The 12798-nt window shown below is 60.3% G+C and carries 11 protein-coding genes and 1 pseudogene; 8 read left to right on the top strand and 4 right to left on the bottom strand.

What is annotated here, in order from left to right; translation table 11 throughout:
* Positions 1 to 3: 3 nt before the first annotated feature.
* From C7440_RS07460 to C7440_RS07450, 3 genes are read left to right on the top strand one after another with little or no spacing between them, the layout of a single operon-like run.
* Entirely contained in the window at positions 4 to 1482 is a 1479-nt protein-coding gene (locus C7440_RS07460) for a type I restriction-modification system subunit M (protein WP_017523947.1), read from the top strand.
* Entirely contained in the window at positions 1479 to 2519 is a 1041-nt protein-coding gene (locus C7440_RS07455; RefSeq protein WP_017523948.1) for a PDDEXK nuclease domain-containing protein, read from the top strand. Before C7440_RS07460 ends, C7440_RS07455 begins: the two co-directional genes overlap by 4 nt.
* Entirely contained in the window at positions 2512 to 4908 is a 2397-nt protein-coding gene (locus tag C7440_RS07450) for a restriction endonuclease subunit S (RefSeq protein ID WP_116518032.1), read from the top strand. The genes C7440_RS07455 and C7440_RS07450 overlap by 8 nt, the downstream gene beginning before the upstream one ends.
* Before the next feature lie 111 nt (positions 4909 to 5019).
* Here the strand turns inward: C7440_RS07450 and C7440_RS20065 are convergent.
* Positions 5020 to 5202 (bottom strand): annotated as a pseudogene (locus C7440_RS20065) (IS66 family transposase zinc-finger binding domain-containing protein); the annotation flags it as partial.
* A 108-nt stretch (positions 5203 to 5310) separates the two neighbouring features.
* On the opposite strand from C7440_RS20065, the gene C7440_RS07440 reads away from it, so the two are divergent.
* From C7440_RS07440 to C7440_RS07420, 5 genes are all read left to right on the top strand, one after another.
* A complete protein-coding gene (locus C7440_RS07440; protein ID WP_341476769.1) occupies positions 5311 to 5553 on the top strand; it encodes a DUF1016 N-terminal domain-containing protein in 243 nt (80 codons plus the stop codon).
* Positions 5554 to 5787: 234 nt separating this feature from the next.
* Complete coding sequence (gene dctP, locus C7440_RS07435; protein WP_116518030.1) at positions 5788 to 6765, top strand: TRAP transporter substrate-binding protein DctP; 978 nt, start codon at positions 5788 to 5790, stop codon at positions 6763 to 6765.
* A gap of 15 nt (positions 6766 to 6780) precedes the next feature.
* Positions 6781 to 7314, top strand: a complete 534-nt coding sequence (locus C7440_RS07430; protein WP_116518029.1) for a TRAP transporter small permease — start codon at positions 6781 to 6783, stop codon at positions 7312 to 7314.
* Positions 7315 to 7329: 15 nt separating this feature from the next.
* Positions 7330 to 8643 carry a TRAP transporter large permease gene (locus C7440_RS07425; protein WP_116518028.1) on the top strand — a complete coding sequence of 438 codons (1314 nt, stop codon included), beginning with the start codon at positions 7330 to 7332 and terminating at the stop codon, positions 8641 to 8643.
* A 101-nt stretch (positions 8644 to 8744) separates the two neighbouring features.
* On the top strand, positions 8745 to 9686 hold the full coding sequence (locus tag C7440_RS07420; RefSeq protein WP_116518027.1) for a complex I NDUFA9 subunit family protein: 942 nt from the start codon (positions 8745 to 8747) through the stop codon (positions 9684 to 9686).
* A 17-nt stretch (positions 9687 to 9703) separates the two neighbouring features.
* On the opposite strand, the gene C7440_RS07415 is transcribed toward C7440_RS07420, so the two are convergent.
* The 3 genes from C7440_RS07415 to C7440_RS07405 are packed head-to-tail and all read right to left on the bottom strand — an operon-like array spanning position 9704 to position 12563.
* A complete protein-coding gene (locus tag C7440_RS07415; RefSeq protein WP_116518026.1) occupies positions 9704 to 11137 on the bottom strand; it encodes an NAD(P)(+) transhydrogenase (Re/Si-specific) subunit beta in 1434 nt (477 codons plus the stop codon).
* Positions 11134 to 11445, bottom strand: a complete 312-nt coding sequence (locus tag C7440_RS07410) for an NAD(P) transhydrogenase subunit alpha part 2 (protein WP_017523956.1) — start codon at positions 11443 to 11445, stop codon at positions 11134 to 11136. Before C7440_RS07410 ends, C7440_RS07415 begins: the two co-directional genes overlap by 4 nt.
* Positions 11445 to 12563: a Re/Si-specific NAD(P)(+) transhydrogenase subunit alpha gene (locus C7440_RS07405; protein ID WP_116518025.1), complete on the bottom strand. Its 1119-nt coding sequence runs from the start codon at positions 12561 to 12563 to the stop codon at positions 11445 to 11447. The genes C7440_RS07410 and C7440_RS07405 overlap by 1 nt, the downstream gene beginning before the upstream one ends.
* Positions 12564 to 12798 lie beyond the last annotated feature (235 nt).

Here is a 12798-nt window from a genome sequence, read left to right as displayed (position 1 = left end):
TTCATGTCACTCGCAACTCTTATCAAAGCCATCCAGGACATCATGCGCAAGGATGTCGGCGTCGATGGCGATGCCCAGCGAATCAGCCAAATCTGCTGGCTGTTGTTCCTGAAGATCTTCGACGACAAGGAACAGGAGTGGGAACTGACCCAGTCCAGCTACCGTTCGCCGCTGCAAAGCCGCTTTCGCTGGAGCAACTGGGCCAAGGATCCGGAAGGCATGACCGGTGAAGAGTTGATCGACTTCGTCAACAACGACCTCTTTCCCTCCTTGAAACAGCTTGCCACCAAGGCGGGCGTGTCCGCGCAAGGCCGGGTGATCGGCTCGGTGTTCGAGGATGCCTACAACTACATGAAGTCCGGCACGCTGCTGCGCCAGGTGATCAACACCATTGAAGAGGACGTGGATTTCAACTCGTCCAGCGACCGGCACCTGTTCAACGATATCTACGAGAAAATCCTCGCCGACTTGCAGTCGGCTGGCAACGCGGGCGAGTACTACACCCCGCGTGCGGTCACGCAGTTCATGGTCGATATCCTCGACCCGAAACTCGGCGAAAGCATCCTCGACCCAGCCTGCGGCACGGGTGGCTTCCTGACCTGCGCCATCGAGCACCTCAGAAAGCAGGTCAAGACGCCAGATGACAACCGGCTGCTGCAAGAAAACATCCACGGCGTCGAGAAGAAGCCCCTGCCGCACATGCTGGCCATGACCAACATGATGCTGCACGGCATCGACGTGCCTACCCGGATCCGCCACGACAACACGCTCTCTCGCCCCTTCAAGGACTATGGCCCGCGCGACCGGGTGGACATTATCATCACCAACCCACCATTCGGCGGCATGGAAGAGGATGGCATCGAGAAGAACTTCCTCGCCAAGCATCAGACCCGCGAGACCGCCGACCTGTTCATGGCGTTGATCATGCACCTGCTCAGGCACGACACTGGCCGCGCTGCCGTGGTGTTGCCGGATGGCTTTCTGTTCGGCGAGGGAGTGAAAACCACGCTCAAGCGCGAACTGCTGGAAGAGTTCAACCTGCACACCATCGTGCGCCTGCCCAAAGGCGTGTTCGCCCCCTACACCAGCATCGCCACCAACATCCTGTTCTTCGAGAAGGGCGGCCCCACCAAGGACGTATGGTTCTTCGAGCATCCCTACCCAGAGGGCTACAAGAGCTATTCCCGTTCCAAGCCGTTGACCATTAAGGAATTCGATCTTGAGAAAGCCTGGTGGGGCGGCCCGCAACGCAAGGGACGCAAGACCACCGAGCATGCCTGGAAGGTCTCTGCCAAGGATCTGGCTGCTCGCAACTACAACCTGGACTGCAAGAACCCGCACGAGGTGGCTGTCGAACTGGGTGATCCGGACGAACTGATGGCCGAATACCAGGACATTACCCGCCAGTTGCAGGCTGCCCAGCAAGCGCTGAAAACTGAACTGCTGGCCGCGCTCAAGGCTACCAGCGGGCAAGCGGAATGAGCGACAAGCCCGTCTCCCTCGTTCCAGCCCCCGAAGGCTACGCCAACTGGCTGGGCGAACTGAAGAACCGCATCCACAATGCCCGGCAGCGGGCCGCGCTGGCCGTCAACCGCGAACTGGTGCTGCTCTACTGGCAGATCGGCCGTGACATCCTGCAGCGGCAGGCTGAGCAGGGCTGGGGGGCCAAGGTCATCGAGCGGCTGGCGCACGACCTCAGGACAGCCTTTCCCGAGATGAAGGGCTTTTCCCGCGCCAACCTGATGTACATGCGTTCCTTCGCCGACGCCTGGCCGGACGCGGCAATTGTCCAACAGGCTGTTGGACAATTGCCCTGGGGCCACAACCTGGTGTTGCTGGCCAAGCTGAAGCAGCGAGAACAACGCCTGGCCTATGCCCAGCGCGCCGTGGAACACGGCTGGTCACGCGCCACACTGGAAATCCATATCGAATCCCGCCTGCTGGAACGAGAAGGCCAAGCGATCACCAACTTCGCCAACCGTCTTCCCGCGCCGGGAACCGATCTGGCCCGGCAAGCCCTCAAGGATCCCTACTTGTTCGACTTCCTGGATGTTGGCCAGGAAGCCAACGAGCGGGAAATCGAGTCAGCGCTGGTCAAGCACATCACCCAGTTCCTGCTGGAACTGGGTGCGGGCTTTGCCTTCGTCGGTCGCCAGATTCATCTGGAAGTCGGCGGTGACGACTTCTACATCGACCTGCTGTTCTACCACCTCAAGCTGCGCTGCTACGTGGTCATCGAGCTGAAAGCCGAGAAATTCAAACCGGAACACCTCGGCCAGTTGAGCTTCTACCTCACTGCCGTCGATATGCAGGTCAAGGCCGAACAGGACAACCCCACCATCGGCCTGTTGCTGTGCAAAAGTAAGAACACCGTGGTGGCCGAATACGCATTGCGCGACAAGACTCAGCCCATCGGCGTGGCGGAATACCAATTGATTGAATCCCTGCCTGAAGAACTACAAACCAGCCTGCCCAGCATCGAACAGATCGAACGCGAACTAGGGGGCGAGCATGAATAAGCACACCGCCGAACTATTGGAAAAGCACTTCGATACCGCCTTTGCCGCCCCCGATGGCATCAGGAAGCTGCGCGAGCTGATCCTGACATTGGCCATGCAGGGCAAGCTGGTGCCACAAGATCCGAACGACCAGCCCGCTAGCGAACTGCTGAAAGAAATCGAAGCCGAGAAACAGCGGCTGGTAAAGGAAGGCAAGATCAAGAAGCCCAAGCCCTTGCCGCCGATCACGGACGCAGAGAAACCCTATGCGTTGCCGCGGGGGTGGGAATGGGTGAGGCTGGGTGATATCGGCCTTATCAATCCGCGCAATAATGCAGATGATGATATGTTGGCTGGGTTTGTACCTATGCCGCTTATTCAGGAGGGTTACTCTGAGTTTCATTCTTTTGAAGAGCGTCATTGGGGTGATATAAGAAAAGGCTATACACATTTCGCAGATGGAGATGTCGGAATGGCCAAAATTACCCCATGCTTTGAGAATGCGAAGTCTTGTGTATTCTCTAACCTCCCCAGTGGAATCGGTGCCGGAACAACTGAGCTTCATATATTTCGCAACACATTTGATGCAGTTGACCCACGCTACCTTCTTTTTTTCTTGAAGAACCCAAAGTTCATTTCCACAACAGCGGCGAGAATGACAGGTTCGGCTGGCCAGAAGCGTGTGCCAACACCTTTGTTTGCGGAACTGGAACTGCCTTTACCTCCCATCTCCGAACAACACCACATCGTCGCCAAAATTGACGAACTGATGGCACGTTGTGATGAACTGGAAAAACTGCGCAGCGCCCAGCAGAAGGCGCGCCTGACCGTCCATACCGCTGCCATCAAGCAACTGCTGAACATCGCTGAACCCGACCAGCACCAGCATGCTCAGACCTTCCTCGCCGAACACTTCGGCGAGCTCTACACCGTCAAGGAAAACGTCGCCGAACTGCGTAAGGCCATCCTGCAACTGGCGGTGATGGGCAAACTCGTCCCGCAAAACCCGGACGACCAGCCCGCCAGGGAACTGCTGAAAGAGATCGAAGCCGAGAAACAGCGGCTGGTAAAGGAAGGCAAGATCAAGAAACCCAAGCTCTTGCCGTCAGTGACGGAGAAAGAAAAGCCCTATAAGTTGCCGCAGGGGTGGGAATGGGCAAGATTGGGCGATCTAATTTCATACATGGATGCTGGCTGGAGCCCGAAATGTGAAAACGAACCAGCAAGGGAAAATGAGTGGGGTGTACTCAAAACGACCGCTGTTCAAGCCTTACAGTTTTGGCCTCACGAGAATAAGGCTCTTCCTGGAAAATTAGCCCCACGGCCCGATGCGCAAGTCGCAGAAAACGACATTCTCATTACCCGCGCGGGCCCAAAGAACCGTGTGGGAGTTTGTTGCGTTGCAAAAACTGTACGCCCGCAACTAATGCTCTCCGACAAAATTATACGTTTTAAGATCTATGGGGATCTGATTTTCCCGGATTTTTGCGCTCTTGTTTTAAACACGGGATATGGAGGTGACCAAATTGAGAGAATGAAGTCGGGAATGGCAGATAGCCAAATGAACATATCCCAAGACAAAGTGAAGCAAGTAATTGCGGCACTCCCACCCCTCCCCGAACAGCACCGCATTGTTGCAAAAATCGACGAACTAATGGATTTATGCGATTCGCTGGGTCATCAGATTAAGGCCGCAACCAGCAAGCAGGCCGAACTGCTGAGCGCGCTGAGGCTCGCCCAATCACAAGACGACACAACGGAAGAGCCTCAGCGAAAGCCATTTTCAAAAGCCCAAGTCATTGACTTGGCTACCTACCGCGCCAACATCGGCTGTTATGCGATCAACAAACTCGCCAACGCCCAATACTTCGGTCGGACCGCTGCCGCCAAGGTGATGTACCTGGCGCAAGCGCATATTGGCTTGGATCTGGATCTGAAACCCGAGCGTGAAGCTGCGGGGCCACTGGATACCTGGATTTATGATTTCGAGCGGCAAGGTCAAGACAAGCGCTGGTTCGAGGTCAATGAAAAGACCTGGGCCAACGGCAGGAAAAAGACGGAGTACCGCTGCTTGTCGGCGTTGTTGGAACCTGCGGCCAACGCCGAAGCTCTAATGACACCCGGCCAGAAGACTGAATTTGATCGTTTGCTCTACGCTCTGGCAGACAGGACTACCGAAGAGGTCGAAATCATCGCCACGCTTTTCGCAGTCTGGAACGACTTTCTGATCGACGGTGTTCAACCGACGGATACGCAGATCATCTCCGATGTTCGCGAAAACTGGCATGAACGCAAAGCCCGCTTTTTGCCATCCGACCTCAAGCCATGGCTTTCCTGGTTGCGCAAGGAAAACTTCATCCCTCGCGGGTTGCCACCGAGAACCATCCAACAATGGACGCTTGGCGTTTGATTCGATTAGAGGGTTTTCCCAACATGCGCGTCACCGCAACCCATCTCGTGCAGTGGTCAGACAGGCGCGAAGCACAAGGAACGCTTCCTGTCTTGGTAAGAAGGCTGATCTCGGACCCGCGTAGCCGCGCGCAATGGGGCGGCTGACCGCCGGCGCCTGTACGATACGGTCACAGCAGGAACAGGCCAGGAGCGGACGCACGTGACGCACGACATGGAAGCGCACCCGAACCAGACTAGTACCTCGCTCAACGTCTTCGCCCAGCCGCTTTCAGGCTCCGCCACAGTCGGGGCATTGTCCCCTATGCCCGATTTAACGGTCGGTTGGCTTCTTGCTCAGAGAGTCGACTGCCGTTAAGACGGTGCAGGTCAGGCCGTTACAGAGCGGGGTCGGGGAGCGAAGGTGATCGACCGGTTGGTGCATGATCTAGGCACCGCCTTCCCGGATATAAAAGGCTTTTCGCCGCGCAACCTAAAGTACATGGGAGCGTTTGCCGAGGCCTGGCCGGATGGGTCGTTTATGCAAGAGCTGCTTGCACAATTGCCTTGGTACCACCATCTGGCCCTGTTGGACAAATTGCCCGGTCCTGAAACCCGCAAGTGGTATGTTGCCAAAGCCATTGAGCACAACTGGTCGCTCGCGTAACGTGCTGGTGATGCAGATCGAGTCCCGACTGCTGGAGCGCAGCGGCCAGGCGGTCACCAACTTCCCAGCCACGCTGCCTGCGCGCAGAACCGTATGGCGGTCCTGTTTCCCACCTCGGTAGCAGAGGGCGGTTTTCCCTCTAGCCCTCGGACCATGGGGCAAGCCCTAGTGACAATCTTCCTGGCTTTGTGCAAAAATTAGTTGATACATAAACAATTAACGGGAGATCCCCCCATGAAGATTCTTACCAGGATGGCCGGCGTGGCCCTGGCCGTCGGCACTTTGTTCGCCGCGGCCCCTGTCAGCGCGGAAGAGGTCGTCCTTCGGGCCGTCAGCTCGTTCCAGCAGGGTTCGCTCATCGAACGTCCGTTTGCCCGCTTCGTCGAAAAGGTCAACGCCGAGGGCAAGGGTCTGGTACAAATCAACTACATGGGCGGGCCTTCGGCCATGCCTCCGTTCGAAGTGGGCAACTCGGTGTCGTCGGGCGTCATCGACATGGCCTTCGTCACTGCGGCCTTCTACACCAACCTGCTGCCCGCGGGCGACGGCCTGAAGCTTACCGAATACACCATACAAGAACTGCGCAAGAACGGCGGCTGGGAATACATCAACGAGCTGCACAACAAAAAAATGAACGCGTGGTACCTGGCCCGCACCGGCGACGGCGTGCCTTTCCACATGTACACGAACAAGCCTGTCGAAAAGGCCGATCTCAGCGGCTTCACCCTGCGGGTCACGCCGGTTTATCGTGCCTTCTTCGAAGCGCTTAACGCCAGCAGCATTCAAACACCTCCGTCCGAGGTCTACACCGCGCTCGAGCGGGGCGTGGTCGACGGCTATGGCTGGCCCATCCAGGGCGTGCTCGACCTGGGCTGGCAAGAAGTCACCAAGGCGCGCGTCGACCCGGGCTTCTATACCGTCGACGTCAACATCCTGCTCAACCTCGACAAATGGAAGTCCCTCTCCGACGAGCAGCGCGCCTTCCTGAACAAGATGGCCGAATGGGTCGAGTCCACCAACGCCGAGAACGAGCAGATCAACGCCGAAGAGGCCAAGAAGCAGGCCGCCTCGGGCATGACCGTGTACACGCTCGAAGGCGCGGAACGCGAAAAATGGCTTGAAACCGCACGCGAAGCCGGCTGGGCCCAGGTGCTCAAGGCCGCGCCCGACACCGCTCCGCGCCTGCGCGAACTGCTTACCCGGTCCAAGTAACAAGGTTTTTTCCGCATGAATCATCCAGGCACAGGCGCCGCTGTTTCCAGCAACCCCGTGGCACGGGCCTACAACTCCCTTATTACAGGCCTGGCAGTCGTTGCGGGGGCCATCTTCGGGCTGATGGCCTTCTTCATCGGCGCCGACGTGCTGGTGCGCAACACCGTCGGCGGCGGCCTGGCCTGGGTGATCGAAACCATGGAATACGCCATGTACGTGGCAACCATCTTCGCCGCACCCTGGGTGCTTCGCGAGGGGGCCCACGTAAGCGTCGACGTCGTTACGTCCAACCTGCCCGAAGGCCTGCGACGTGTGGTCAGCTGCTTTGTCTGCCTGCTGGGCAGCGCCATCTGCTTCGTCATCTGCTATTACAGCGCCCTGGCCACCCTCAAGGCGTTCGAACGCGGCAGCCAAATCTACAAAACCTTCACCATCCCCGAGTGGACGATAAGTATCTTCGTGCCCTTTGGCATGCTTCTTGTCGCCATCGAGTTCCTGCTGTTGTTCAGGGGCGAACTTCGCTCCCCCGCGCACGTTTCAGCGCGGTAAACGGAATACCCCTACATGGATTGGATTTCTGCTTTGTTATTGCTGACAGGATCACTTGTGGTCCTGCTCATGCTGGGCCTGCCGGTGGCCGTCACCTTCTTTGGTGTCAACATCATCGGCGCCATTGTCTTCCTGAATGGCGAAATCGGCCTGATACAAATGACCCGCAACGTGGTCACGGCCATCACCAATTACAATCTTGCGCCCATCCCGCTGTTCATCCTGATGGGCGAAATCCTGCTGCACACCGGCATGGCCTTCAAGGCCATTGACGCCATCGAACGCCTCATCGTCAAGGTGCCGGGCCGCATGGCGGTGGTCACGGTGGCCGCCGGAACGGTGTTTTCGGCCCTGTCCGGCTCCAGCATCGCCAACACGGCCATGCTGGGGCGCTCGCTGATGCCCGAGATGCTGAAGCGCGGCTACCACCCAACGCTGTCGATGGGCCCCATCATGGCAACCGGAGCCATCGCCATGCTGATCCCCCCATCGGCGCTGGCCGTTCTGGTGGGCAGCCTGGCGGGCATGTCCATTTCGAAGCTGCTGCTGGCGGGCATTATTCCGGCGCTGCTCATGTCGCTGCTGTTCTTCACCTACATCATCTATCGGGCCAAGCGGCGCCCGCAGGACGCCCCGGCCGACGATCCGGTACAGCGCACGTTCGCCGAGCGCTGGGTGCCTTTCCTTATTTACGTGGTGCCGCTTTCGGGCATTCTGATCGTAGTGGTGGGCTCGCTGATACTGGGCGTCGCCACGCCCACCGAGTCCGCCGGCCTGGGCGTAATCGCCTCTTTCATCGCCGCGGCGGGCTATCGCACCCTTAGCTGGCAGGCCATCAAGACCACCCTGGCCGAAACGGCCAAGACCAGCACGATGATTCTCTTCATCATCATGGCGTCCACCACCTTCAGCCAGATCCTGGCCTTCTCCGGCGCCACCAGCGGCGTGGTCACCCTGGTTACGGGCTTCGGGGCCGACCCGCTGATGGTGTTGGTGATGATGATGCTGGTCTTGCTTGTGCTGGGGTGCTTTGTCGACCAGGTCAGCATGGTCATGATCACCGTGCCGCTGTTCATCCCTATTGCGCACGCCGTGGGCATCGACCCGATCTGGCTGGGGGTCATCTATCTCATCACCATGGAGATGGGCTTTCTTACTCCGCCGTTTGGCCTGCTGCTGTTCGTCATGAAGGGCATCGCGCCGCCCGAGATCCGTATGGCCACGGTCTACAGGGCGGCGGTGCCGTTCCTGGCGATCGAGATGTTCGTGCTGGTGCTCATCCTCATTTTTCCGCAAATCGCCTTATGGATGCCTAGCCTAATACGTTAGGCGCAGCGGGTTCGGTCGAGCCGCGTAGGTCGGGCTGCGCTTGCGCGCAGCCGCGTCTCGGCCGAAAATGGCCCTGTGACAGTTTCACAGCGGGGGGCTTGATGCGCGTCTTGGTCATCGGCGGTACCGGGTTCATCGGACAGCATCTGGTCGCATGCCTTGTCCGGGCCGGGCATTTCGTCCATGTGCCCACGCGCCGCTATCAGAAGGGGCGCAATCTCCTGGTGTTCCCCACCCTTACCCTCTTCGAGGATGACATCCATGACGACGCCGTGCTTGAACGCCTGCTGTCCGAGGCCGATGCGGTCGTCAATCTGGTGGGTGTGCTGCACAGCAGGCCGGGCAAGCCCTACGGGCCCGAGTTCGAGCGTGCACATGTCGAGCTTCCCCGGCGCATTGCGGCGGCCTGCCGCAAAACGGGGGTGCCGCGTCTTTTGCACGTAAGCGCCCTGGGCGCCGACCCGCAAGGGCCAAGCGGCTACCAGCGCTCGAAGGCGGCGGGTGAAGCGGCCGTATGGGCCGAGTTCTCATCCTTTGCGGAAGGCGCCCTGACGATCTTCCGGCCCTCGGTCGTGTTCGGCCGCGAAGACAATTTCATGAACCTGTTTGCCCGCCTGGCAAGATGGCTGCCCGCCATACCCCTGGCAGGCGCCCAGGCTCGCCTGCAGCCGGTGTATGTGCGCGATGTGGCCACGGCCATGGCCAACGCGCTCGAAAACTCGCAAACCTACGGTAAGACCTATGTGGTTGCCGGCGTGTCGCAGTATACGCTGGCCGATCTGGCGCGGCTGGCCGCAAAATGGAGCGGCCGGCCCCGGCCGGTGCTGCCCATGCCCCGGTTCATCGGCTATGCGCAAGCCCTGTTGTTCGAATGCCTGCCCGGCCTGCCGATTATGTCGCGCGACAACCTTGATTCGCTCAGGGCCGACAATACCAGCGACGAGATCATGGCGCCCGAGCTGGGAATCATTCCGACCCCGCTGGAATCGGTGGCGCCCAGCTATCTGCGCGGCGGAAAGCCCGACCGCGGGCCCGTGCACTGACGGGCCCAAGGCTGCTTTTACTCGACCGCCTTCACCATGTCTTCGAGCACTTTCTTGGCGTCGCCGAACACCATCATGGTTTTATCCATGTAGAACAGCTCGTTGTCCAGGCCCGCATAGCCCGCCGCCATCGAGCGCTTGTTGACGATGACGGTGCGCGCCTTGTAGGCCTCTAGAATGGGCATGCCGGCTATGGGCGACTGCGGATCGGTCTTGGCCGCCGGGTTGACCACGTCGTTGGCGCCCAGCACCAGCACGATGTCGGTCTGCGAGAACTCGCTGTTGATGTCCTCCATTTCGAAGACCTGGTCGTAGGGCACTTCGGCCTCGGCCAGCAGCACGTTCATGTGGCCCGGCATGCGGCCCGCCACCGGATGGATGGCGTACTTCACCGTCACGCCTTTTTCGGTGAGCTTTTCGGCCAGTTCCTTCAGGGCATGCTGGGCGCGCGCCACCGCCAGGCCGTAGCCCGGCACGATGGTCACGGTTTCGGCGTTACCCATGAGAAAGGCCGCATCGTCGGGGCTGCCCGATTTGACGCTGCGCTGTTCTTGCGCGCCGCCTTGCGACGAACCGCCATCTGAACCGAATCCGCCCAAAATTACGTTGAAGAACGAGCGGTTCATGGCCTTGCACATGATGTATGACAGGATGGCCCCCGACGACCCCACCAGCGAGCCGGCGATGATGAGCATGGGGTTGTTCAGCGAGAAGCCGATGCCGGCCGCCGCCCAGCCTGAATAGCTGTTGAGCATGGACACCACCACCGGCATGTCGGCGCCGCCGATGGGGATGATGATGAGCACGCCCAGGATGAAGGCCAGCACGGTCATGATGATGAAGGGCAGCCACTCTTGCGTGCCCATGAACCACAGGCCGCAGGCCAGCATCACCAGGGCCAGCAGCAGGTTGAGCATGTGCTGGCCGCCGAATACGACCGGAGCGCCCTGGAACAGGCGGAACTTGTATTTGCCCGACAGCTTGCCGAAGGCGATGACCGAACCCGAGAACGTGATGGCGCCGACGAAAGTGCCGATGAAGAGCTCGAGCCGGTTGCCCACGGGCAGGCCCGCGCCCTCGGCGGCAATGTTGAAGGCATGCGGCTCGGCCACGATGGCGATGGCGATGGCCACCGCGGCCAGGCCGATCATGCTGTGCATGAAGGCCACGAGCTCGGGCATTTTGGTCATTTCGACCCGCTTGGCCATGATGGTGCCGGTGGCGCCGCCGATGAGCAGGCCCAGCAAGATCCAGCCCAGGCCGACGGCGGCCGAGCCCTCTGACAGACTGATGATGAGCGCCGCGGTGGTGAGCACGGCGATGGCCATGCCCACCATGCCAAAGACGTTGCCCCGCCGCGAGGTGGTGGGGTGGGAAAGGCCCTTGAGCGCCTGGATGAAGCAGACCGAGGCCAGCAGGTAGAAGAAAGTGACGAGATTGATTGAGATCACGATTTGCCTCCGGCCTTCTTTTCTTTCTTCTTGAACATCTCGAGCATGCGCCGGGTGACCAGGAAGCCGCCGAACACATTGACGGCGGCCAGGGCCACGGCGAACACGCCCATGTAGCGGGCCAGCCCGCCTTCGGTCAGGCCTGCGGCCAGCATGGCGCCCACGATGACGATGGCCGAGATGGCGTTGGTGACCGCCATGAGAGGGGTGTGCAGCGCGGGCGTGACGTTCCAGACCACGTGATAGCCCACGTAGACGGCCAGCACGAAGATGATGAGGTTGAGCAGAGTGGGATTGATGGCTTCCATCAGGCGCTCCTTAGTACGTTGCCGTCGAGGGTCATCAGGCAGGCGGCGACGATTTCGTCTTCGCGTTGTATGGCCAGGCCGCCTTCCGCATCGGTGATGAGCTTGAGGAAATCGAGCACGTTGCGTGCGTAAAGGGCCGAGGCGTCGGTAGCCACCAGGGCCGGCAGGTTGCTGTAGCCGATAAGGGCCACCCCATGCTTGACGACCACTTGGTCTTTTTCGGAAAGAGGGCAGTTGCCGCCGCGCTCGACGGCCAGGTCGACGATGACCGAGCCGGGTTTCATGGCCTGGACGGTTTCTTCGCTGACCAGCGTGGGGGCCGGCCGGCCGGGGATCAGGGCCGTGGTGATGACGATGTCGGCCTGCTTGCAGCGTTCGGAGACCAGTGCGGCCTGCCGGGCCATCCAGGCGGCCGGCATGGGGCGAGCATAGCCGCCCACGCCCTGGGCGATTTCGCGCTCTTCGTCGGTTTCGAACGGCACTTCGATGAACTTGGCGCCCAGCGACGCGACCTGCTCTTGTGCGGCGGGGCGGACGTCGGAGGCTTCGACCACCGCACCCAGCCGCTTGGCCGTGGCAATGGCCTGCAGGCCGGCAACGCCCGCGCCCAGCACGACCACGCGCGCGGCTTTGAGCGTGCCGGCGGCCGTCATCATCATGGGAAAAATGCGTCCGTACTGGTTGGCCGCCAGCATGACGGCCTTGTAGCCGGCCAGGTTGGCCTGGGAAGACAGCACATCGAGGCTTTGGGCGCGTGTGATGCGCGGCGCGGCCTCGAGGGCGAACGAGGTCAAGCCCGCCTGGGCAATGGCCTGCAGGCCCTCTTGGTTGAACGGGTCGAGCATGCCCACCAGCACGGTGTTGGGCTGCATGTGGCCGAGTTCGGCGGCCGAAGGCGAGCGCACTTTGAGCACCAGGCTGGCGCCCAGCGCGTCTTGATTGCTGCCCAATGTGGCGCCGGCCGCCTGGTAGGCTTCGTCGGTGTAGCTGGCGGCTGCACCGGCGCCCGTTTCTACCACGACGCTGTGCTTGGCTGCGACGTACTTCTTGATGGTTTCTGGCGTTGCGGCGACGCGTGTCTCGCCCGCCGCGCTTTCGCGCGGAATGCCGATGAGCATGTTGTTCCCCCGGGGTTTACGGCTCTTGGAATGTGGCTCGTGTTCTTTTGGATCGTTAACTATAACCGAAGTAAGGCTGCGGCCCGCCACGGCGGGCGGCCGCCCCTTGATAGGCTTGGAACCTAGTGTCCTGTTTGGCTAATTCGCGTACTTATCTTCGGCGCCTGGGCCCGCCATGCTGCGTTGCAAATCCGCGCGATAGCTACGGCTATCGCTGTGGTTTGCGCCTTGCCTG

Source organism: Pusillimonas noertemannii (assembly GCF_003096595.1).
GTDB lineage: Bacteria > Pseudomonadota > Gammaproteobacteria > Burkholderiales > Burkholderiaceae_B > Pusillimonas > Pusillimonas noertemannii.
The sequence above is the reverse complement of the archived record's forward strand: the minus strand, read 5'-3'. Positions and strand labels throughout refer to the sequence as shown.